21 protein-coding genes are annotated in these 23,657 nt (G+C 39.3%); 5 read left to right on the top strand and 16 right to left on the bottom strand.

Features of this window, described 5'->3' with window-relative positions:
- Positions 1 to 80: 80 nt before the first annotated feature.
- A complete protein-coding gene (locus A3775_RS06670; protein WP_066379738.1) occupies positions 81 to 1,139 on the bottom strand; it encodes a class I SAM-dependent methyltransferase in 1,059 nt (352 codons plus the stop codon).
- A 246-nt stretch (positions 1,140 to 1,385) separates the two neighbouring features.
- Here A3775_RS06670 and A3775_RS06665 point away from each other — a divergent pair, with 246 nt between their 5' ends.
- Positions 1,386 to 1,589, top strand: coding sequence for a hypothetical protein (locus A3775_RS06665; protein ID WP_066379740.1), 204 nt, complete (start codon positions 1,386 to 1,388; stop codon positions 1,587 to 1,589).
- A 103-nt stretch (positions 1,590 to 1,692) separates the two neighbouring features.
- Here A3775_RS06665 and glnA read toward each other — a convergent pair whose 3' ends face one another.
- A complete protein-coding gene (gene glnA, locus A3775_RS06660) occupies positions 1,693 to 3,108 on the bottom strand; it encodes a type I glutamate--ammonia ligase (RefSeq protein WP_066379743.1) in 1,416 nt (471 codons plus the stop codon).
- Between the two features lie 357 nt (positions 3,109 to 3,465).
- Between glnA and apcB the strand changes: the two genes are divergently transcribed.
- A complete protein-coding gene (gene apcB / locus A3775_RS06655; protein WP_066379745.1) occupies positions 3,466 to 3,975 on the top strand; it encodes an allophycocyanin subunit beta in 510 nt (169 codons plus the stop codon).
- Here apcB and A3775_RS24055 read toward each other — a convergent pair.
- Positions 3,944 to 4,096 carry a hypothetical protein gene (locus A3775_RS24055; protein WP_156481573.1) on the bottom strand — a complete coding sequence of 51 codons (153 nt, stop codon included), beginning with the start codon at positions 4,094 to 4,096 and terminating at the stop codon, positions 3,944 to 3,946. The genes apcB and A3775_RS24055 overlap by 32 nt on opposite strands.
- A 61-nt stretch (positions 4,097 to 4,157) precedes the next feature.
- Here A3775_RS24055 and A3775_RS06650 point away from each other — a divergent pair, with 61 nt between their 5' ends.
- The gene (locus A3775_RS06650; RefSeq protein ID WP_066379747.1) at positions 4,158 to 4,976 is read left to right on the top strand and encodes a TlyA family RNA methyltransferase; all 819 of its coding nucleotides are present in this window, start codon (positions 4,158 to 4,160) and stop codon (positions 4,974 to 4,976) included.
- On the opposite strand, the gene A3775_RS06645 is transcribed toward A3775_RS06650, so the two are convergent.
- The 4 genes from A3775_RS06645 to A3775_RS06630 all read right to left on the bottom strand — a co-directional run bounded on the left by A3775_RS06645 (position 4,973) and on the right by A3775_RS06630 (position 8,694).
- Positions 4,973 to 5,251, bottom strand: a complete 279-nt coding sequence (locus tag A3775_RS06645; protein WP_066379749.1) for a Calvin cycle protein CP12 — start codon at positions 5,249 to 5,251, stop codon at positions 4,973 to 4,975. The genes A3775_RS06650 and A3775_RS06645 overlap by 4 nt on opposite strands.
- A 311-nt stretch (positions 5,252 to 5,562) precedes the next feature.
- On the bottom strand, positions 5,563 to 6,909 hold the full coding sequence (locus A3775_RS06640; RefSeq protein ID WP_066379751.1) for a GTP-binding protein: 1,347 nt from the start codon (positions 6,907 to 6,909) through the stop codon (positions 5,563 to 5,565).
- 296 nt (positions 6,910 to 7,205) lie between these two features.
- Positions 7,206 to 7,553 (bottom strand): hypothetical protein, encoded by a 348-nt coding sequence (locus tag A3775_RS06635; RefSeq protein ID WP_066379753.1) that lies wholly within the window; start codon positions 7,551 to 7,553, stop codon positions 7,206 to 7,208.
- A gap of 163 nt (positions 7,554 to 7,716) precedes the next feature.
- Positions 7,717 to 8,694, bottom strand: coding sequence for a metal ABC transporter substrate-binding protein (locus A3775_RS06630; RefSeq protein WP_066424319.1), 978 nt, complete (start codon positions 8,692 to 8,694; stop codon positions 7,717 to 7,719).
- 95 nt (positions 8,695 to 8,789) lie between these two features.
- Here A3775_RS06630 and A3775_RS06625 point away from each other — a divergent pair, with 95 nt between their 5' ends.
- Positions 8,790 to 9,587: a metal ABC transporter ATP-binding protein gene (locus tag A3775_RS06625; protein ID WP_066424316.1), complete on the top strand. Its 798-nt coding sequence runs from the start codon at positions 8,790 to 8,792 to the stop codon at positions 9,585 to 9,587.
- A gap of 71 nt (positions 9,588 to 9,658) precedes the next feature.
- A complete protein-coding gene (locus A3775_RS06620) occupies positions 9,659 to 12,763 on the top strand; it encodes a hypothetical protein (protein ID WP_231866959.1) in 3,105 nt (1,034 codons plus the stop codon).
- A gap of 11 nt (positions 12,764 to 12,774) precedes the next feature.
- On the opposite strand, the gene A3775_RS06615 is transcribed toward A3775_RS06620, so the two are convergent.
- The 9 genes from A3775_RS06615 to A3775_RS06575 all read right to left on the bottom strand — a co-directional run bounded on the left by A3775_RS06615 (position 12,775) and on the right by A3775_RS06575 (position 23,419).
- Positions 12,775 to 13,188: a hypothetical protein gene (locus A3775_RS06615; RefSeq protein WP_066424314.1), complete on the bottom strand. Its 414-nt coding sequence runs from the start codon at positions 13,186 to 13,188 to the stop codon at positions 12,775 to 12,777.
- Positions 13,189 to 13,436: 248 nt separating this feature from the next.
- Positions 13,437 to 15,176 carry a GUN4 domain-containing protein gene (locus A3775_RS06610; RefSeq protein WP_066379768.1) on the bottom strand — a complete coding sequence of 580 codons (1,740 nt, stop codon included), beginning with the start codon at positions 15,174 to 15,176 and terminating at the stop codon, positions 13,437 to 13,439.
- A 112-nt stretch (positions 15,177 to 15,288) separates the two neighbouring features.
- Entirely contained in the window at positions 15,289 to 15,822 is a 534-nt protein-coding gene (locus A3775_RS06605; protein WP_066379771.1) for a GNAT family N-acetyltransferase, read from the bottom strand.
- 43 nt (positions 15,823 to 15,865) lie between these two features.
- Positions 15,866 to 17,887 carry an ABC transporter ATP-binding protein/permease gene (locus A3775_RS06600; protein WP_066424313.1) on the bottom strand — a complete coding sequence of 674 codons (2,022 nt, stop codon included), beginning with the start codon at positions 17,885 to 17,887 and terminating at the stop codon, positions 15,866 to 15,868.
- A 174-nt stretch (positions 17,888 to 18,061) separates the two neighbouring features.
- Positions 18,062 to 18,463, bottom strand: coding sequence for a hypothetical protein (locus A3775_RS06595; RefSeq protein ID WP_066379775.1), 402 nt, complete (start codon positions 18,461 to 18,463; stop codon positions 18,062 to 18,064).
- A 172-nt stretch (positions 18,464 to 18,635) separates the two neighbouring features.
- Positions 18,636 to 20,591: a patatin-like phospholipase family protein gene (locus A3775_RS06590; protein WP_066424312.1), complete on the bottom strand. Its 1,956-nt coding sequence runs from the start codon at positions 20,589 to 20,591 to the stop codon at positions 18,636 to 18,638.
- A gap of 241 nt (positions 20,592 to 20,832) precedes the next feature.
- Entirely contained in the window at positions 20,833 to 21,858 is a 1,026-nt protein-coding gene (locus A3775_RS06585; RefSeq protein ID WP_066379781.1) for an MvdD family ATP-grasp ribosomal peptide maturase, read from the bottom strand.
- A 134-nt stretch (positions 21,859 to 21,992) separates the two neighbouring features.
- The gene (locus tag A3775_RS06580) at positions 21,993 to 22,979 is read right to left on the bottom strand and encodes an MvdC family ATP-grasp ribosomal peptide maturase (RefSeq protein WP_066424310.1); all 987 of its coding nucleotides are present in this window, start codon (positions 22,977 to 22,979) and stop codon (positions 21,993 to 21,995) included.
- 284 nt (positions 22,980 to 23,263) lie between these two features.
- Positions 23,264 to 23,419 carry a microviridin/marinostatin family tricyclic proteinase inhibitor gene (locus A3775_RS06575; RefSeq protein ID WP_066379786.1) on the bottom strand — a complete coding sequence of 52 codons (156 nt, stop codon included), beginning with the start codon at positions 23,417 to 23,419 and terminating at the stop codon, positions 23,264 to 23,266.
- Positions 23,420 to 23,657 lie beyond the last annotated feature (238 nt).

Here is a 23,657-nt window from a genome sequence, read left to right as displayed (position 1 = left end):
GTGATTTACCTAAATTAAAATATATGAACTACCCCTGTATAAAGCCCGTTTCAGCCAGAGGTAGTTCATTAGGAAATCCCTTAATTTGGTTTATGAGCAATAAAATACTTGCTCAGAAAATGGACTTGAATCTCGATATTCTCAAACCCTGCTTTTTCTAAACGTTCTACTAAGTTGTCAGTGGTGTAGTGCTGATAGTAGGGTTCATGAAAAGTACCTGAAAAATTATCCATTACCTCAGCCATATCAGGCGCATCACTCCTCTGAATTGAGTCACAAATAATAAAAGCTCCTCCTGGTTTTGTCACCCGATAACATTCGTCAATTACAGTTTGACGGACTGATGCTGGTAATTCATGGAAAAGGAATACAGAAGTTACAGCATGAAAATAATTATCTAAATAAGGCAACTCTTCCGCATTGGCTTGTACAAGTTGCGGTAATTCTCCGGGAATTTCTGAAAGTAACTGATTTGCTTTCCGTAAATAAGCTGGCGATAAGTCTGTCCCAAATAATGATACTTGCGGTAAAGCTGACCGAATCAACCGAAGAGTGCGTCCAGTTCCACAAGCTACATCTAAAACCCGTATTTGTTTTGCTGTAACAGAATTAAAGGCTGCTAAACTTTGTTTAAGCGGAGCTAGAATTCGCCGACGCATAGGATCAGCTGTTCCGCCAAAGAGAATTTCTACCTGTAAGTCATATAAATTGGCTGACAAATCGCTCAGGTAGCCATTACTTTGGTGATGGAAGTTTTGAACATAATAGCTCGGATAACCCTCTGTGTCTATTTCTGGCGCAAAATCTTGATATTTTTTTTGTTTAATCCGTTCCCAAATCTGAGGTAAGTCTAGCCACATCAGGGGATAGTAAAGGAAAAACTCTTCCCAAGGATTATCAAACAGTAGAGTTTCAGGATACACACCTTGTTGTGCATCCTGCCAGTCTATTTCTAAAAGTTGATTCACTTTTTCGCGCAGTTGGAGTAAAAGCTGCGTGGGAATGGGTTTAATCTTTCGCTGGAGTGTGGGATAAAGTACGTCTCTTAACTGCGTAGCTAATGTTTTATGAGCCAGACTAAAGTAATTTTTACCCTGTTGAAACGTTTGATAGGTGAGTTTAGTCAAAGTGTCAGACATGGCAATGACTTAAGTATTTATTACATTTAGAGGTTAAACTTAATAAATCTTAACAAAAAATTCATCTGCTTTGGGAAAGGTTTCCTCTGAAAACGGGTAATCAGATTAACTTAATATCTCAAATTTTAAGTTTTATTACAAAAACCGCATTTAGTAGTGTATGTTACAGAATTTTTGCTAGATTGATTAATAGAGAGACAAAGATTAATCCAACATATATTTTTAAAACCATCTGGAGGGAGTGTTATGTCTATTCAAGAAAAATCCCGTGCGATTATGATGCGCCAATATCAGCAAATCAAGAATCGTCAACAATCGATGCTGATGCGTGCTGCACAAGAAATCGGTGTTCCGGCGGAAGAAGCATCTCACTACTGGAACCCAATTCAAGGCAAGATTGACCCAACTACCAGAATGATTTACGGTCGTAGCAATGCGGCTATGAGCTAGGCAAAATTCACAAATTTGAGAATTATGTTGCGAAAACCAGAGAAAAAAAGCCACCCCCAAGGGTGGCCGATTTTATCTCTGGAATATGGCAAACAGGTATTAATTAAGCGTCGTAATAGAGGTAAAACTCATAAGGATGAGGACGCAGTTGTAACTGCTTAACCTCATTAGCTAGCTTGTAATCAATCCAGTTTTGGATAAAGTCTTCAGTGAATACGCCTGATTCTGTCAAGAAAGCGTGATCATTCTCCAGTGCTTCCAACGCTAGTTCTAAAGAACCGGGTGTAGAAGGAACTTTCGCCAGTTCTTCTGGAGAGAGTTCATAGATATTTTTATCTAAAGGTTCACCGGGATCGATTTTGTTCTTGATGCCATCGATACCAGCACACAGCATAGCTGCAAATGCCAAGTAGGGGTTAGCAGTTGCGTCTGGACAACGGAACTCTAAACGCTTGGCTTTGGGGTTAGTGCCAGATAATGGGATGCGAACAGAAGCGGAACGATTACCTTGGGAGTAAGCCAAGTTCACAGGAGCTTCATAGCCAGGTACTAAACGCTTGTAAGAGTTGGTGGAAGGGTTGGTGAGTGCTAACAGTGCTGGTGCGTGTTTGAGAATACCACCAATGTAGTGTAATGCCATGTCACTCAAACCAGCATATTTGTCACCGGCAAACAGAGGTTTACCATCTTTCCAAATAGACTGGTGGGTGTGCATCCCAGAACCGTTATCACCAAACACTGGTTTGGGCATGAAGGTAACGGTTCTGCCGTATTTCTTAGCTACGTTTTTGATGACGTATTTGTAGGTCATCAACCAGTCGGCAGCTTCGATTAATTTACCAAAGCGGAAGCCCAACTCACACTGACCACCGGTGGCTACTTCGTGGTGATGCTTTTCAATAGGCACACCTAGTTTTGCCATCGTCAACAGCATTTCTGTCCGCATATCTTGGAAGGTATCTGTGGGCGCGACTGGGAAGTAACCTTCTTTGAAGCGGGGTTTGTAACCGAGGTTGGGGCTTTCTTTTCTACCGGAATTCCAACGGCCTTCAATTGAATCGAGGTGGTAGTATCCCTCGTTGGCAGTTTGGTCATAGCGGACATCATCAAAGATGAAGAATTCAGCTTCAGGGCCAAAGAAGGCGGTGTCACCAAGACCACTAGAAACTAAGTAGTCTACTGCTTTTTGAGCAATAACCCGTGGGCAACGGTTATACCATTCGCCAGTACGAGGTTCTTTGATGCTACAAATGATGCTGAGTGTTGGCTCTGCCATGAATGGGTCGATCCAAGCGGTCTTGGCATCTAACACCATTGTCATGTCTGATTCTTCGATGCCTTTCCAACCCCGAATGCTGGAACCGTCGAAGGGTACACCATCAGAGAATGAACTTTCGTCAATCTGGTCTTGGTAGACGGTGAGGTGCTGCCAAGTGCCGAGGGTATCGACGAATTTCAGATCAATCATCTGGATGTTTTGGTCTTGAATCATTTTCAAGACTTCTTGTGGGGTTGTCATTTTTACTCCTTCTCTGCCAATTTCTTAACGTAAAACCAGAATCTGCCAAAGCATCCTAACCCTACTGAGCGGAACAAAGTTGTGACACACCTGAAATATCGTAAATTCTAAACATTAAAGAATTTTGTAGTCTTTGCTACAGATTGTCTGGATTACAGGTAATATTAACCTTTCTTTCGACATCTGCACAAAACGGGAAAGTTAATCTCAGTGGGGTCAACTTTGGCATAGAATCCTTAAATAATGGATATAGGGTTTTTGTGCCGAACCTACTTTTAATAGCACAAAACTTTACTGGTGCGTAAGTGCAGCCAAATAAATATCAAACCAAGATAGCAATGATTGGGAGAAGAAGGAATGCGTGACGCGGTAACAACTTTAATTAAGAATTATGACGTAACTGGTCGTTATTTTGACCGGAATGCGATTGATAGCTTGACATCTTATTTTGAAAGTGGCACAGCGCGTGTACAAGCGGCGGCGGCAATTAATGCGAATGCGGCTGCTCTTGTGAAGCAAGCTGGTTCTCAGTTGTTTGAGGAATTACCAGAGTTGATTCGTCCTGGTGGGAATGCTTATACAACTCGTCGTTACGCTGCTTGTTTACGAGATATGGATTACTACTTGCGCTACGCTACTTATGCGCTGGTGGCTGGGAATACCAATGTTTTAGATGAGCGTGTGTTGCAAGGTCTACGGGAAACTTACAATTCTCTAGGTGTACCCATTGCGCCTACGGTGCGTGGTGTGCAGATTCTCAAGGATTTGGTGAAGGAACAAGTGGCTGCTGCGGGTGTGAGCAATACTGCTTTTGTGGATGAGCCTTTTGACCACATTACTCGTGAGTTGAGCGAGCAAGATGTGTAGGCTGGTTAAGGCTGTCAAGATGTTTGTTAGATAGTTTAATATAGCGATCGCCTCTTTTCTTGGCTATGTTCAGAAGCGATCGCTTTTTTCGCCATCCTAGCAATTGTAGTGAAATTAACATAAATAAAAACTTATTGATTAAGTGTGTTAGAAGCTTAAGATCAGCAGGAGAGTCAATTTAATTGGTTAAACAGCGACTTGATACTTTATTAGTAGAGTTAAATTTATGTAATTCTCGCGCGTTAGCACAGAGGCTAATTCAAGCGGGGGAAGTGACGGTTAATGAACAGGTGATTGATAAGCCGGGGACAGAAGTTGATGCGGCGGCTCAAATTAAGATTAAGGAGCGATCGCGCTTCGTTTCCCGTGGTGGTGATAAACTCGCTAAGGCTTTAGATTTATTCGCTATTCCCGTCACCGGGCGTGTTTGTTTGGATGGGGGAATCTCTACAGGCGGTTTTACTGACTGTTTACTGCAAGCTGGGGCAAAATTAGTTTACGGTATTGATGTCGGTTACGGTCAAACTGATTGGGGTTTACGAAATAATCCCCTGGTGGTGTTGCGCGAACGTACCAATTTACGGCAACTACAACCAGGGGATTTATATCGGGAAGATGACCCAATTCCTGATTTGGCGGTGGTGGATGTCTCGTTTATTTCCTTAACCAAGATTTTGCCAGCTGTCTGGCGACTCACTCAACCCCCTCGCGAAGCAGTGTTACTGGTCAAACCTCAGTTTGAGGTGGGAAAATCTCGTGTGGGTAAAAAAGGTGTGGTGCGTGACCCGAATGACCAAGCTGATGCGATTTTCCAGGTGTTGCGCGTCGCTGCTGAATTAGGTTGGCGATACAAAGGCTTAACTTGGTCGCCCATTACTGGCCCGGCGGGAAATATCGAATACCTGTTATGGTTAAAAATGGACAGTGAAATCCCACCGCCTGATTTAATTGCAATTCAACAAATGACGTTATTGGCTGCTGCTGATTTTCAAAAGCCTTAAACATCGTAAATCAGACACTCTAATGCTTCTGGATGTAATTCACAGTATTCATCTAAAGAGGTTCTGTATTTGATGGCTTCTGCTTGATGGGATTTTTCGGCTTGTAGTTCTTCTACAATATCCCAAGCGACAGCGCAATTAGGAGAATCTTCGCCAGTTTGCTCACAGGTCATCCGGGCTTCGGCGATCGCTGCTAAAATAGCTTTTTCTAAATCTGTCCCCCCATTGTGGTTAGAGTTAGCACTATTGGGGGTGAAGTTAAATGTTGCTGTCATGATATTTTCGCCTCTGTTTACTGCGATCAAAATGTAATTAGGAGTTTCTACTCCCAGTGTAGAAAGGCTTCCCAAAAGATGCAGTGTGGAACACCGTCCTGATTTTCAACACATCTGATGGGGAATTCCTGCTTTTCTCTGGTCATAAAAACAGGTATAAATACATGGGTAGATTCACTTCTGAGCTAATACCTGCCTTTTCTTTTATGTTGCCCTGAAAATCAGATTTTAGACCAATTATCAGAGGAATTTGATACAAATTGACAAAATATCAATAACAGCAACAATTCAGCAAATATTTTCATATATTTTCAATATTTTATGCCTAATTCTTGTTGCAACCGATACAGAATTGTATTTTGGTCAACTTGAGAGAGAATTTCTTGAATCACGGTGCTAGCACCGAATTGACCCCAAGTGCAGCCTTTTTCTAGATAGACTTGTGCGGCTTTCCCGACAGCATAAGCACCATAACCGGCAATTCCAGCTTGAGCGATCGCAGTTCCAGTAAAAGCAGTAATATTGATCGGATTATCACCACTGGTTAAGGCGGCTGTACTTTTACCTATTCCTAATAGAAAACCACTACCCAATTCTCCCAATAATAACCCGCCGGAACTCAATAAAATTGTTTTGAAAATTTTCCCGGCTTCATAGCTAGTCATCGGTAAACCATACAATCTAGCTAACGCCCGAATTAAAGCTAAATCCGCGACTGTTCCGCCGAGAATATCAAAAACAGCGATAGGATTTAACCCAACTGCTAAGGCTTTATATTTAGTAAATTGCCAGATGATATCTTCTGCTTCTTGTTCGCGGATATCGAGAGTTTTTTGAGCGATGGCTGCTTCCGCTTCTCTGGCTTGAATGAGTGCATTTAAAGCCAGGAGCGATCGCCCTTCCCGATTCAGTATATTTAAAATAGTTTCTTTGAGTTCGTCTACCTGGGGCGGTGGAGTTTCCCATTCATAAGTTACACTGCCATCAGGCCATTCAACTCTCACTTCCATTGCTGCGGGTTCAGCCGCTACCATGACAATTTCATCAGGTAATAAAGGCTTGGCTTGGGGATTAGCTGCACCTAGTTGTTGTAAATTTTTATAAATAGCTGCCCTGTCTGTATCTGGGTATAAATCGATTTTATTAAATACTAAAATTAGGGGTTTTTGTGCTTGGCGTAGTTCCAAAAGTGCCTGATATTCTGTGCGGGTAATATCCCCAGACACGACAAACAAGATTAAGTCAGCTTGACGCGCTACATCTTTTGCCATTTGGGCGCGTGACTCCCCTTGAATTTCATCTAATCCAGGGGTGTCGATTAATTCTACTATGACTTTACCGCCTGGTTGCCAGCGCACTGAACGCGGCCATTGAGTTACACCGTTGAGGGGGCCTGTTTGTAAGATTTTGCTTCCTAATAAGGCGTTTAATACTGCTGATTTTCCCCGACTCACTAAGCCAAAGGCGGCTATTCTAATCACGTTGGAGTCGAGTTTGCTGAGGGTAGAGGTTAAGGTTTCTATTTCTGGTTTGACTAAGGCTGCTAATTCTGGGTTGGCTGAGAGTTGTCCAGATTTGCGAAGATGTCCATACCAAGACAGTGCTTGTCTCAGACTAGCACGGGCGCGGTTGAGGTGGGTTTCTTGCAGGTTACGCACGGAGTTGGGTTGATTCAAGTTTTGAGAAACAAGGGGTTATGTTTCTATTGTGGTATATGAGAGAAGGTGTTGGTGGTTTTTTTTGAAACGCAGAGGGGCGCGGAGGTAAACGCGGAGGAGCGCGGAGTTTTAATGAAACGTCTCTACAAGGTTTGAAATTTGATTTTGTGAATCGTTTACCTGAAATATTGCTGTAATTGATAGTTAATATATACGGACAAATTTGCTCTAGTTAATAATTATAAAATTGAGACGCGAACAGCATCACGCCTCATATTAATTCCGGCTATGAACGATTACCACCAAGTCCGATTTCCTTCTTCGTCTACTCTGGCTTGGCGAATGACATCAGAAATTTCTTCTGCATCTTTTACATGGTGCAGTGCTTTCTTTTCACCATCTGGATATTCGACGACAAAATAAGTCGGGACTGTAATCTGATCGCCTGTGATGTCTGGTACATCTACAGCCACTTGTTTGGCTTTCTCTTCTATTGATTGCGGCTGCTCAGAAATTTTATCTCCTGGGTTGGCTGTTAAGTTTCTTTCTTTAACGTTGGGTTCTTCACGAGAATGCCAATCTTCACTGACTGGTTGTCTAATTTCTTCTGTTTGTTTATTTTGTTTGTCTCCTGCTTTAGTCATGGTGATTTATAAAAATATAGTTTTTGCTTTTACTCTTACAATTTAAAAAATATTCTATTTAATTGTGTCTTTCTCTGGAAAGAGTTATCTATCAAAAATAAAATTACATATCTGAGGTTATATTTAAACTCGTGGTTATGAAATATAACCTCTAACTTTCTATTTATTTCTTTGGTTGAAAAGGTGTATATTTACCACCCAATGCTTCTACAATAGTTCGGGTATTTGACTCCATCATTTTGATGTAGGTATCACCATCACTACCTTTTACGCCAATGGAATCGGAGTAAAGTTGATTTGCCGGTAATTTCACACCTGCTTCTTGTGCTACGGTTTTAATTAAGGCTGGGTTAATTGTAGTTTCGGCAAAAATAGCGGGGACACCAATTTTTTTAATGGACTCTACTAATTTCTGTACTGTTTGTGCGCTGGGTTGTTCTTCGGTACTAATTCCGATTAATGTGCCAGCGATCGCTAGTCCGTAAGCTCTGCCATAATATTGGAAAGCGTCGTGTGTTGTCACCAGTTGGCGTTTATCTGCGGGTATCGTTTGAATTTGTTGATTAATCCAGCTATGCAGTTGTTTTAATTCTTGTGTGAGTTGATCTGCATTTTGCGTAAATTTTTCCCTATCTTCCGGTGATAATTTAATTAACTCATCCCGGATGGCATTTACCATTGCGATCGCATTTTCTGCACTACCCCAAACGTGGGGATCTGGAACTACTTCACCTTTTCCTTCTTCCAATTGTAACGGTTTGACAACTTCCCCCACCGCTAATTTTCGCGCCTTCCCTCCAGACGCATTCATTAATTTAATCAGTCCCGGTTCTAAGTTGTAGCCGTTATACAAAATTAAGTCTGCTTCTTCCAACAACTTACTATCTGCGGGGACTGGTTCGTATACATGAGGATCAGCACCGGGTTGCAGTATCCCAGTTAGCTGAATTTCTTCACCCCCAACTTCATCAGCTAAATCAGCAATGATGGTGTTTGTTGCTACTACTTGCGGTTTACCATCCGTCACGTTGGCGGTACTGTTAGAGTTTACTTGAGTACATCCCTGTATCAAAAGTGCCACAAAAACACCGCAGATTGCTTTACCGTAATCTCCCGCTTTTGAGTGAGTGATTGCTGTCATAAACTTGTTATCTTAATTTTCATATTTTTCTCATTTTTTACGATACTATATTTTCATATTCTTTTCATTTTTGTCCCTGTCTCGGAAATGACACCATGAGAACTGCTGATTTTTCTTTAGAAGGTAATTCCCATCTAGTAAGGGTTAATACTGTGACAGCCACAACAAATATTAACATTGCCCATCTAGGGGTACACTACCGGACACAGGAAGCTTTGCGGGATATTAACTGTATTGTCAAACCGGGACGACTGACTGGGATTTTTGGCCCTAACGGTGCGGGGAAAAGTACCTTAATGAAGGCGATGTTAGGTTTAGTTCCCGCTAGTAGTGGGAGAGTGTTGTATCAAGGGAAACTCCTAAATCAGCAATTACAACAAGTGGCTTATGTTCCCCAGCGTAGTCAAATTGACTGGACTTATCCGGCGACAGTGTGGGATGTAGTGATGATGGGGCGAGTAAAAAAGACTGGGTGGTTGCGTAGTTTCTCTAATGTGAGTCGTCAGGTGGCAAAAAGTGCATTAGAGCGCGTAGGGATGATAGAATTAAGCGATCGCCCCATAGGACAATTATCCGGGGGACAGCAACAGCGAGTATTTTTAGCCCGTGCTTTAGCACAGCAAGCCGAAATTTTCTGTTTTGATGAGCCGTTTGTGGGTATAGATCAAAAAACGCAAGCAGTAATTTTTGATGTTTTTCATCAATTAGCGTCAGCTAATAAAATTGTGCTGGTAGTTAACCACGACTTAGGCGAATCTATCAGCCACTTTGATGATTTAATCTTACTCAACCGCGAACTCATCGCCACAGGTTCGAGACAACAGGTACTCACAGAAGAAAATCTGCGTTGTGCTTATGGTGGCAAGGTAATGTACTTCTCTGATGCAGCCTAAATATGTTGGTAGTAAGGACTTTAGTCCTTATTCCCAACCTATCAACCACTAGCAAAACTAGGTTGTACTATATGTCTAACACTTTTACATCATGGCAAGAATTATTTGTACATTTAAAATCCCAAAAATATAAAATTTCCTCAGCCCTAAAAAAATCCATCATTGAACCCAAAAATGAAACTTTACCACCCATCATCCTGCAAAACATCTCAGAAAGTAGCATTACCCTAGCTTATTTAGAAAGCATACAGTCTAGCCAGTTATGGCCAACTCTACCAAAACTAGCCAGTCTGACGCAAACCTTAAATATATCTACTCATTTACCCCTGATTAACAATTCAATTATTACCATTCAAGATTTTCAAACCAGTAATCCAATTTTTTATATTAATATTCCCCAAGTATCCCCAACCGAAGCCGCTACACTATTAGATAGCTTTTCTGAATTACCCAAATTTATCAAAGATATATTTAGTCAACTAGATAGTCTGGAAATTCAACTCAGCAATGACTTGATAAATTTCCACTGCGTGGGAGAAATTGATATTCAGGAAATTGTCAAGCATTTATGTTCTGACTTAGCTTTAAAAAAAGTCAAGGCGGCTATTGGTGCTTTTATAGTTGCTAATCCTACCATCAATATTCAGGTATTGGGAAATCAAAGTATTTCCTATCAAGTTATCATTCCCGAACTGAATCCAGAATATCTTACTACTTTATTCAACAATTTGGCAGGAATTAACTTACCTGATGGGCTGAAATCAAAACTAGAGTCTTTAGAACAGGTAGGTTTAATTTTATCGCCGACAGGAATTTACTTAAACATTGCCAATGATTTGCAGCTAAAATTAGAAGATATCTTTAGTATTGATGCTGCTGTTCCCTACATGGAAACCGCCATTAATGGCATGATTAGCGGCATTTTTGGCAATCCTGAACTAACCATATCTGCCCCAAAATTGGGAATTATTAAAAATAAGCGAGGTGTGGATATTAGTTTTAAAGGAATACTTAATAACCAAAATTTGGCGTTGACATTTGGCAACCAAACTACATTACATTATCAATTGCCTAGCGATATTGATTTTAGTTCCTTAACAAATGAAATTCCTGTAATTCAGGATTTGCAGTTAACCAATGCCGAATTAATTATAACTAACATTGGCTATGCTTACAAGCATGAAAAATTAGGTCGGATTAATTTCTGCCGAGGGTTCAACTTTATCGGAGATATTAATTTTACCCAACTCAATACTAATTTCGGCGATTTTATTCAAAATAAATTAGATGTTGGTTGTTTAGGAGTGCTGATTAGCTTTGATCCTGGTGGCTTTGTCAGTTTAACTGGTAATATTCAAGGCAATGTACAGCTATTTTCTATTGACAGATTTAATGCTACTTTTAGTAATCTGCTGATTGGGTTAGATGTTGGGGTTGATTTAGAACCCAGTTTTGGATTAACTGGAAATTTGGCGGTTCAAGGTTACGACCCTACACAAGATGATGAACCTACGTTATACCTCTGTGGTAAACTTTCTCTCGAACCCGAATCTTTAACCGGATTATTCTCTCAACAAGGCGAAAACTCTTGGTATAATCCCTATGGGTTGGTAGGAACTGAACTGCGTAATGTTGGTTTTCAGGGAGGAGGAACTTATTTACCTCCTTATTTTGATAACTTTGGCTTTATTGGGGATTTGAGATGGGAAAAAATAGACCTTGCAGTTGCATTCTTGATAGATACTAACGACCCGGAAAAATTAGCGTTTATTTTAACAACTAATCAGCCAATTAATTTAATAGATTTATGGCAAGGGCCAGTTTCAGGTTTTGTACTTAAACAAGCCAATTCCTCAATTGATGTAGTTAACAAAGCATTAGATTTTTTAAATAATTTTCTCGACTTAAATATCACATCCGTTGATAGCGATGATAACGGAGAACTCAACCCTTTAATTAAATTTGTTCCTTTCTCAACGACAATTGCCGGTCAACCTGTATCAGAAGGTTTAGAAATTAATGGTAAGATGACCGCTTGGGGACATGAAGCCATCTTAATTCTTCAAAGTGATAAAACTTTTCGGAAAATTGAAGGTTCGTTAAAAGTTCCAGAGATTGATTTAGGATTTTTGAAAATTACCGGAACAGATGACGATAGTTTAGATTTAGCCTTGAAGGTAACACCTGATGACCAGTATCTCACGGGTGATGGTTATGTTGAGATTTTCGACAATCAAGTTGCTAATGTAGAATTTCAAATTACCCCGACTAATGCTATATTCAAAGACTTTGACTTGAGTTTAGCTAATCTCTTAACTATTGATGTTGATGACCTGAGTATAGAACATCAATCAGGAATTGGTAGTGGTTCAGGAACAATTTCCGTTTTGGGAAATACCTTAGTAGGTATTACCTTTGATGTGACTAGCAATAGTGTGACGCTAAAGAATACTAAGCTGAATTTAGCTGGTTTCCTCACCGTTGAGGTTGATTTACTCACAGTAAATTTAAAAAATCAAAGTGCGACGGGAACAGCTAATATTACTGCTTTTAATCAATCTTTGGGTAAGGGGATATTATCATTTAACCCTGAGAGTGTCACCATTGATCATGCTTCTCTTAGTTTAGGGAATGTGATGAAATTGAATGTTCCGAATTTCCATCTTGACTTGACGCATCAAAAGCTTTTGGGTTTAGGCGATATTACCCTCTTAGGTAAAGAATTTACTTCGTTAAGTATCAACCTTGATGAAAGTGGTTTTCAAGCTAGCAGTAATTTCAATTTTGGCATTGTAGCTTTCAATGGTGCTACAGTCACTCTCACCACAGGGGATAATGGTAATATCAATAATTCTGCCAGTATAGAGGGTAATCTTAAGTTTTTAGGTTACGATTTCGCTGATATCAATGCCAGTGTCAATAGTAATCAATTAACTGCGTCTGGCTGCTTCAATTTTGGAGGTATTTTTATCCTCAAAGGCGCGAAAAACCAGAAAAATGCCAAGATAACGCTGAACAAAGCCGAGAATGGATTATACAATGCTGTGAGGATTTCGGGTAGTTGTTATCTGTTAGGTAACGAGTTAAGCTCAATTAATGTCTACAATAAAAGAGCGATTTTAAAAGTTTTAGGAATAAAGTTAAAAAGTCGCAAAACGTCAGATAACAAGATGTAATTTAATTTAATCTAATTTAATTTTGTGCCGATAATTGGCTGCTTTCCATCTTGGATGATGAATGTAGAACTATCAATTTTGACAACTTGATAACTTTCGCAGACAAACAGAGAAATGAAACTTGCTACTATATCTGCCACAGAAACTTTAAATAATACTGATAAATGTAAATTGAGCATGGACTTTGGCAGATTTTTGACAATTAGACACAACTTGCTCTCATTGACGTGCCAGACACCAGTAAATTTATGACCTGTTATATATTCTTTTGGTTTAGATAACAAAAACGTTTGGATTCTGGTTTGTTCATAGGTCATATCCTGTCTAAATTCTAGGAAAATTTTTTCGCTATCTGTGTCAAAACGCCATTTTCCCAAAAGTAGCTTCTCTATTTCAGTATCGGACAACAAATTGATGTTATTCATTGGTTCTACTGTTGTTTGTTATTGAGAAATATAGCAATCAGTTAGAATTAAACGCAGATGGACGCAGATGGACGCAGATAAATTGGTAAGTTATTAGATGAGAAAACACTATATACAATTACAGCATTTGTGGGCTAATTAGACTATACTTTAGAGACGTTGCATGACTGTAGAGACGTTGCATGCAACGTCTCTACAAGGTTTTGAAAGTTGATTTTGTGGTTCATTTAGCTGAAAGTCCCTGTAACTCATGAGCAATTTTCATTACAAATTTTGGCACGAGTAAAAAATAAGTGCATCTGCCAAATTAACCAAGAACCAACTCGCCATGCACCCATTGATAAGGGTTCGGCTGATGAATTGGGGTATAATTCAAAAATATCTTCGTCATAGTGTAACCATTTGACGGGTAGGTGTCCTATGGGTGTTTGAGGGGACAAATTAAAAGTTAGTTGGTCATATTCTAACCATTTTCCCTGTTGTCGCCAACCCAGGCGATCGCCTAATTTCTTGTCTGTTTCATAATCTACTTGTCCCCCCATTTCTTCCCAGATACTTTGCTGAACACTAAACCCGAAACAACCATGACTGTATTGTTTCCACAGTTGATCAATGGTATGGAATGCTTGACAAGAAAAATTTAGAATATCTTCCTGATAAACTTCATTCCAATAACTCTTTCCCATCACCTGTAACATTAATCTAGCCGTTTCAATATCCGCTTCTTGCCATTCAGACTGTGCAAGCAGGTTTTGCAGGAGACTATAATCTATCTGGTGGCTGGTTTTTATTTCTTTTTTAAACTTAATCTCATCATTACTTAATTCTACTAATTTTGTTTGTTCCAATGGGCGCGGTGAGTCTTCCCTCACTAAATCTTCCCATTTCTTATTCCCCAGTTCATCCACAACGGGAGAATGGGGAGAAACAACATCTGTCTCTGCTATCCCTAATATTTTTCTTTGATCAACCAGTTGAGTAGACATATAATTAGATATTAAGTAAATCGCTCTATCTAACGTCATGCCGTCATTGATCAAATCAAAATTATCAACAGATAAATCTAATAATTGTGACTGTAAGAAAGCATCGTTTAATCTCTCTCTTTTCTCATAACTAGCCACTAATAAATCAAGTAATTCTTCTGAAGTTGTGTTAGTGTCAGCTAACGGTAATAAATTCGCCTGCGAATTTAAACTACTATTGGCTAAATTTTGAATTTCTCCAACAGTTGCGTAAAAATTAGCATCGATTTTGACGACTTCATCGATTAAGGATTGAAAAGGATTAAAGTAATCTTGTAAATAATTTTCTAAATTGAGTGCAGTCTCGGCTATTTTGGCGATTTCTTGCCTGATTTTCGTCGCTTTTATTTGATATTCATAAATTTCTTGATATACATCTAAATCTTTAACGATTCTCTGAATACTTTGTTTTTGAATTTTTGTGTCTTCCGCTAAATTTTTAATTCCTGCACTCAGCAATTTTACTTTTTCTAACATTAACAAGTTAGTTTGACTTAAAAGTAAAATTGATTTGATGTTTTCTTGTTGTTCCCGTTGTAATTTTTCAATAATTTGCGGATTATGCTGATTTTTTATTTCTAGTTTGTTTCGTTCTGCGTTAATTTTTTTAATTTCTAGATATTTTTGGGTAAACAAATTTTTCCAGTTATCTGTAAATTGTAATAAAAAATCTTGATAACTAGCTGTATAATTTTCTAAAAAATCAATTATTTGGGTATAATCTCTGACTAAAAATTTGATTTCCGCAAAAATTTGTCCTTGACTAATTTCTTGTTTTCGTCTAATTAGTCCCCAAAGATAGGAATGATATTTAATTCCTTCTTTAATTAGTATTTGACATTCTATAATTCTTTTTTGAACTTTTTTTAATTTGCGATTTTTTACAATGGGTAATTTATAAGTTATTTCATAAATCTTAACATTTTCATAATTAAGAAGTTGTCTTTGCTTTCTAGTTAGCATCACCCTGATTTTAAAAAGTATGAGTAGCCGCTAAATTATTGCTCATTTCTCCACCTTGAGATTGTTGTTATAGGTTTAAGTCAACCTATGGTTAGTAGGTATCAAAACATAATTATTGAACGGTCACTGTTTTGCTTAATTTCCATATCAACATATTACCCCGTGATGCTATCATTTGCATTCCAATTTTTTCTAGTACCCGCTTTGAGCCTATATTATCTACATCGCATCCAGCCGTCACGCTTTGCACAATTGGTTGACAAAATGCCCAATCTACTATCGCTTTTGTGGCTTCAGTTGCGTATCCCTGTTGTCGATATGATGGGGCGATGTAATAGCCAATTTCTAATGCACCTGTGGGTGAACCTGTAGAATCTGGGATAATTTTCACCATAACGTGACCAATGAGCGTATTTTCGGCTTGATGAATGACTAAATTTCCCCAGCCCCATGCAGCTTGTAACGGATTTTTGCATAGTATATCTACAAGTTCTGGCAAAGCATGAAGAAACTCTTCATCTTGCCAATTGGGTAAAACTTTTACCCCTAGAACTGATGCTAATTCAGCATTACCTGTAATTGCAGTTTGGATTATTTCCAGCTTCAAGGGTAATAAATTTAATCTTGTGGTGACAATATTATCCATGTTTTTGGGTTCCTAATTTGCATTGCCAAATTCTCAATAGCTGCTATTCTTTCAGCCACTTTAATACTTTTGGGTCTTTGTTATATCTGTAGGTCATGCCATCCTTTGTAGTGATAGGCTTTCCTAAGCTAGCCCTGCTTCTAACTGTGGACAGGGAATAGTCGGTTAATGACTGTATTTCTTTATGAGAAAGCCCGACAATTGTGGCTATTGTTGCTGATGTTTGTGGGATGATTTCGAGTTCTTTTTTAGGGTAAGTATCTATGGTGATTTGAGGGTTTTCATTTACATTAATAACGATGGCTTTTTGTCGTCGATAATCTTCCACCGGGAGGAGTCGCCACTGTGAATTTTCTGAAAGTTCTAATACCCATTGATGATAATTAAACAAACTTTCTCGATGTCCAACGCTAATATAAGTTGTTTGCGTTGCTTGTAATTGTTGATATAAATTACCTTCGTTATTTAAATCTAAAGCACTGGTGGCTTCATCTAATATGGTGAAGCTAGGACGACTAATTAAGAGGCGTGCAAAAGCTAGACGTTGTTGTTCTCCCAAGGACAGGATATTTTCCCAACGCACTTCTGTATCTAAGCCTTCTACACGGGTGAGTAAGTTTTGTAGATTTACTTGTTGTAGAATGTCTTCCAGTTCGCGATCGCTCATTTTCCGGTCAGTATGCGGATAAAGTAACTGTTCGCGCAAAGTCCCCAAAATGATATAAGGACGTTGGGGTAAAAATAACATTTCTTCTAGGGGCGGTCTGACCAACTTACCACTGCCCGCATTCCACAAACCAGCGATCGCCCGCAGCAGAGAACTTTTACCTCGACCACTCGGCCCGACTATCAATAACCCTTGTCCCGCTTCCACCGACACTGATAAATCTTCTACAATCAGCTTTTCATAATTTGGTGTTTGTACCGTCACACCCTCAAAAGCTAAATGCTTGTCTTCGATGAATTGAATAGTGCTGACATTCTCTGGTTGTTTAATCACCTCTGCTAAAGCATCTGAAAATTCCGCCAACCGTTCAACATAACTAGAAAACCGCCCTAAAGCCCCAAATTCAGTGATTAATTGTCCCAGAGCATTAGAAAACATCATACAAGCTAAACTTGCTTGGCTAATTTCGCCATAATCAATTTTATCTTGAATAAATAACGGTGTGAGGATGAACATCGAAAACACACCAATAGCAGACTGATAAGCTCGGTTAAAAATATCCTGTCCTCTTTCCCAACTCAGTCTGCGTTCCGCATTCTTGATCACATTATCAAATCGGCGTTTAATTATATTTAATTCTTCCGCTTCTCCCTGAAAAAAAGCTATCGATTCCGCGTGATTTCTCACATGAGTCAGACAATAATTGAAATCAGCTTTAAATTCCAGTGCTTCTTGATTAATCTTATTCAGTTTTTGCGTCAAATAAACAGCAGCTATATTCCCTACAATTGTATAAATAATTAGATATATTGTAATTTGTGGCGAAATAGTCCATAGAATCCCTAAAAAAGCTACCATTTCCAGCACTTTTTCGTAAAAAACCGTTGAAAAGTTTAAGGCGTTGCTGGTAATTGGTTCTATCTCTTGGGCTAGTCGTTGATCTGGATTATTAATATTAGATTGAAAATTTATTTTATAATAAGCTCGATAGCTCAAATATTTTTCTACAGTGTAATTATTTAGCCAAATATACCAATCGAGAGAAATTCTTTTTCTTAAATATTTGGAAATTCCTACCGATAAAACTGTCACTACCAGAGCCAAGCAAGAAACCCACAAAGTATTCAGATATTTAGTCAGGTCTCTCTCTTCAATAATGATATCCAGTACATAGCGATTCCAGAAGCTATTTAACGCGCTTATCGCTACAACTGCTGTAATGGACAATATTAAAAGAGCGAGCATTCCCCACGAGCGAATTACCTCTGCAAATGCTCGTCCGCTTATATCTGTGGGATACCAATAAGGTTGAGCGACTACCTTGATATCCTCCCAAAATTGCGTAAATACTGCAACTGGGTTCTTTGTGCTTTGATCACTAACAACTGGAGTTGACATTTTCTAGATATATAGTCGTTTTTAAAAAAGTGAAAATTATCAAATTGGCATGATGGCCTTTGAGACTACAATCAGACTCAGAGGCCATTTTTTCGCTTATTAAAATTTTTGGGTGCGATATATCGCTAAAGTCATCACACTCGACCTAGAATATCATCGAATGTCACCGTGTGATTATTCCTCTTCCACAATTTCAATAGTTTTTGGTGGCTGAACTTCTTCAGGCTCGGTGTTGATTTCTGGACTTAGTTGATCTTTCAATTTGGCTTTTAGCTCATCCGTAATCGGTAAATCTTTAATTTCTTTGAGCAGATAGCGCACAGATTCGGTTTTGCTCCGTTCTGCATAGATGTTCAAAAGAATAGCTTCAATTCCATATCCGGCTATCACATCCCCCACAGAGGCTATTAAACCAAGCACGCCTAAACCTCCTATCAAACCAAAGGGGCCGCCTAAACCCGTCAGAGCAGCTACAACGGCGGCGGAACTACCTATTCCTCCTGATGCAGCCGTGACAATCACCAGCAGTATACCAGGAAGACCTAAACCAGCAAGTTTTTTAACGATTTCGTCCATTTGAGTTACCTAAAATCCTGACATTATTTGGTTAAACATCACTAAAAACTACTAATACCAATTCTTCATTCTTCATACTTAATTCTTAATCAAGAAATTAAGATTAGCTTGAGGTTTTCCGGTTGCTATCTCTTGCTAATGTGAGGAATGGGTATCAAAGTCGCTCTCATATTTAGCTAGTCAGCAGACTACACAATTCATCGATTTCCTGACTTCTTTCGACAATCAATCTATTGGTGATTGCTTGCAACTGACGTATATTTTCAGGTCTGGGGTTATCTATTGCTTCCAGTTCCCCATTTAAGAATGTTTGAAACCGATAATAAGACTTTGTAGCGGCTGTATTTCCAGTCTCAAACAGTCTTTCTAATTCTCCGGCTACTACTTCACTACCACCATCCAGTACCATATTTAAAAGTGGGTTCGCCCATTGCAGAAGTCCCCAATTTTGCACTTCTTTGTAAGGATAGACAGTCGTTAGTGAACCCGTACCTAAAGACAGTAAGAAGATATCTTCAGTATTAAGAGTTTGTTGGTTTTCTTGTCTACTAATTTGCGCCTCTAACATAGCTAAATGGGCTGGATTATTCGCAATTAATCCACCATCAACTAAAGTATAAAAGCCGTTGGTATTATGGGAAGTAGGAATCCGATGGGGAGCAAAATAAGTAGGAGTAGCACTCGTTGCTAAAGCCGCATCTGTGACTGTAAAACTTAAACATAACTTACGAAACTTGCGCGATTCAGTCTGTTGTTTTTCAGCTTTATTCGTAAAAAATACCGGAATTCGCTGCTCAATATCGTAGCTAGGGACAAAAACTTCTTTGAGGTTCTTTTCTAGAGGAGTGTCACCAAAATATTTCTGTAAAATTTCCTCTCGTCCCTCAGAAGAATATTTTGGTTGGGCAAATATATCTTCTAGCTGGCCGAGAACTTTTTCAAAAAATGGTTCGTAAAATATTTCCGCCCCATATTCGGTAAATATTTGCAGCAAATCCTCTGCACTGTATTCAGCAACTATCGGACTATCAGGTTCATCTAAATTTAATTTCGGTTTAGTTAGTCCCAGTGCAAGAATTCCTCCACTAGAAGTCCCAGCAATTAAATCGAATAAACTAAAAATTGGCTTTTGTGTGCGCTTTTCTATTTCTGCTAGGATAATTGCCGGGATAATACCACGAATACCGCCGCCATCAATGGCAAGTATTTTATATTTAGTATTGGCTGTTGTGTTCATAGTTGTTGGTAATTCCTCTTGTTCTAATGTTGGTGGTTCTGGTGGGAGAATATTCAGTGAAATTTCACTTGCGCTAATTAGCTCGGTTGTAATTTCTTCATTTGGCTGGATGTCTTCAATAGTTGTTGGTAATTCTTGTTGTTCTGATGTCTGTGGTTCTGGTGGTTGCATTTGATTCACGGATGGTGAAATATTCACAAATGGAATATTTGCTAAATCCCAAGTGGGATTACCACGCAAATTTCCCTTATAACTATTTCCCGTCTGGTTTTTAACAGTTTTTCCTTCCCCTTCGTCTAATTTCCAGTAAGCAACTAATCCTGATTCATTCCCAACTATCAACCCAGCGCGATGCGTTTGGATTTCCGTCTGACTACAGGGATAATTCCAAACACTAATATGAGCCAATTGTCCCGCGAAAAATATTTTATTGTGTAACGTTCCGCCCAGGGTGACTGCACTGGTGGCTTTATTTAAAGCCGAACCTGTAAAAGTCCCTGTGTATTCATGGTCATCTAAATATATGGTCAATTGACCTTGATTAAAAATAATAGCGAAAAAGTGCCATTCTTTAACAGTTAATTCTCTATTCCCAAAGGTTTTAATAAATTTTTGATGAGTCTCATCAATGTAAACATCTAGATTTCCTGCTTCACTGATGCCAAACTCAAAATTATCACTAAATTGGTCTGAAGCACAGGCAAAAAATACATTGCGTGTTCCATAAGTAGTGGCTTGATTTGTGAGTTGATCAGGTTTTACCCATCCTGAAATTGTAAAGGCTGAACTTCCCTGAGCAAAAACACCTCCAATATCATTTTTACCAAAATTTATATAATCATCCTGACCATCAAATGTCAAAACTGATTGGGTATATACCTTGTTTGTCACAACATTTTTATCTCCAAATCGCTGCTTGACAAGAATGAGAAAGGACTAAAGTCCTTACTACGAACTTTTTCTGATTTCAGTAGGGGTTGTAGACAGGGTGGCGGCTACTCTCATCTATTGGAAGTTACGCAACTGGCACATTGGTAGGGTGTGTCAGATGGCAAACATAAGTTGATTGGCAGGATTGATGCTGGCTGATGCACCCGACATATAGATATTTAGTGTGATACTTGCGTAAGTCCTATCTATTGGAAGTGACTGCCAAGGAGTTGACTGTGAATTGATTCTGATTTTTATTAGTGAGCAACATTTCTGCGATCGCCTGTGAAATCGGATAGTATGGTGAATACACCTCCATCCAGAAAAATTCGCCTACTGGGTTAATCTCAAGGAAGATATGGCGACCATCGGGAGTGACAATAATATCAATCGCCCCATAATTTAAGCCAAACCGCGCCATCAGTTGCAGCAGCTTTGTCTCTACATCGTTGGGCAAACTGTAGGGTTGCCAATTCTTCACTAAGTTTCTCCCCTCTTTGCGCCAATCAAACGTAGATCCTGCCAACTGTTGAGAATCTACTGCGGCTGTAAATACCTGCTTGCCAACAATAGTTGTCCGCAATTCCAACGCCTTGGGTATGTTTTCTTGAAACGTCATTGGACAAAAACGCAGTCCTTCCATATTTGCCAAATCATCATCTGTAACTGGCGTGGTGAAGACAACATTCTCTCGTCCCCCCTCGTCAAAAATGGCAAAGGAAGACAGCATTTTTGTAACTATACCTACCTCTTGACATTCTTGGGCAAATCGCTTGACTGCTTCTGGATTGTTGGAAGTCAAAGTACGAGGGGTAATCAGTCCGATTTCTTTCGCTACTTGCAACTGTAGTTGTTTATTATTAGCTACATCCACATTTGACATTCTGTCGAAGTGGAAAGCTTTCAAGCTAGCAATCATTCCCCTGACACTGGCGCGACATTCGTTAATTGATGCGTCTCTAAATTGCTTATCCATTGATTGGGGGATTTGATGCCCATAGCGCATTCGGCGATACCAAACTGAGGTTACTTCACTCAAATCTAGTTGCTGATTACCATCAGTAATAATTATCTGTTCCCTATCGCCGTAGTAAATATCTAGTTTTACTTCGGTGGGATATCTGTCTGTGTCAAAACGAAAAGCTTTTTCGCCTCTCGCCTTGATTGCTTCCATGACTAGAGGAATGCTTTCGTTATCTTTGCTAAAAGTAAGTATTAAAACTGTCATGATTATCTGTTGTGTAATAAATCTGATTTAAGTACGATGTGTTAGAGGCTGTTTGTCAAGTTAGCTGGAATGGGTGCATAAGTAGAGACTAAGTATGGTAAGTTTCTACAATTTATCGGGGAGTCAGTGCCTTATTATTCAGTTTGCAGTAGAGTATCTGCGATCGCACTCGCTATCGGTAAGTCCAAATCTCTCTCCAACATTCCCCACTCACCTACAGGGTTAACTTCCAAAAACACATACTCCCCTGATGGTGTGACGATGAAATCTAATGCGCCAAATGTCAGCCCAAACCTAGTCATAAACACTTGCAGACGACGCAGCAGTTGCTCAGGTAGCTCATGATGTTGCCATGCGCCCACCTCAACACCCGGTTTACGCCAATCAGCTTTTGCACCTGCATAAACATTGGCATCTAGCGCACCTACAAACGCTTTACCATTCACATACACCACCCGTAATTCCAACTGCTTAGGAATTTGCTCTTGAAACACCATTGGACAGTAGCGCAGTGACTCAGCATCTCGCAAGTCTTCCTCCTTGACGGTGCTGGTGTACATAAAAAAAGAAGAGGTGGCTTGCATACTGTGGGAAAGAGCAGTTAATAACTTGCTCACCATCTTGCCGTTGACTTGGTGGAAAAACTCCCTTGCTGCTTCTGCTTTGTTGGTGACAAGAGTCCGAGGAGTGATAAAACCAACCTCCGCAGCTACCCGCAGTTGGCGCAATTTATCTTGTGCCGCATTTATCCGCTCTAAATGATCTATCCAACGAGCTTCTCTGAGACTATCCCAAAAACCTGCCAAAGTCGCTTTTGATTCTCTCAGACAAGCTTCGCGGAACTGAGGAGCTAATTTTTCACTCAGTTGTGGCTCCCATATCCGTCGCAGCCAGACAGCTTGCACCTGTTCTGTACTGATAGACTGGTCGCCATATTCGATAGTGTGATAAGTTTTAGTTTGCTCAAAATGTGCTGTTAATTGCACTTCTAGGGGAAACTTATCAGTGTCAAGGCGAAATGGTTGCGCCCCTTTTTTTAATACGGCTTCTGCAACTTTATCTATCGTGAAAAAATCACCACTATGAGTGATTAATAAAACAACATTACGCGATAGGTGCATGATAAATTTTCTTTTTTGAATTGTAGAAATAGACGTTAGTAACTAAGTAAGTCAGTAAGAATACATAAATCTACGGGTTTTACAATGTCAAATTCTTGTGATTATGTTCGTATTAAGTCGCCCTAGCCCTAAGACAAGGACTAAAGTCCTTACTACAAACGTGAAATTATTTACACCAACTTACTTAGCCAAACATCAATTTGGATAACGTCTTTTACTAATGACTGATGACAATTATTAGCCATCAGTCAACACAAACAGATTTAATAATTGCTAATTTTTATTTACGAATCTTCCCAATCAGAAGGCCACTTTAAAGTCCAGATTGGTGGGGGAACTGGCTCTGGCTCTGGTGTTTGTGGTGGTTCTTCTTCCACCAAGAAGCGTGCGAAAAATGGCACTGCTTGCATATCTAATCCTCTTATTTTATTGCTAGACATGGTATCATGTATGAATATTGGTTGATCGTTAGGAGTAGCTTTCAGTTAGTTGATAACTGAAAACTACTTCTTTAATTCCGATGCAAGTAAAATCTCAAGTCTCTACAGTTGAGAATTAAGTGCATCTATGGCTACAACAAGCCACCTACATCAACAAACAGTATGACCAATACTGCTTGCATTCCGATGCAGTTGGCTCGAATTTAGAAATCTTCAAAATCAGAAGGATACTTTAGAG

Origin of the sequence: Anabaena sp. 4-3, assembly GCF_001597745.1 — a bacterium.
Classification (GTDB): domain Bacteria; phylum Cyanobacteriota; class Cyanobacteriia; order Cyanobacteriales; family Nostocaceae; genus Trichormus.
The sequence above is the reverse complement of the archived record's forward strand: the minus strand, read 5'-3'. Positions and strand labels throughout refer to the sequence as shown.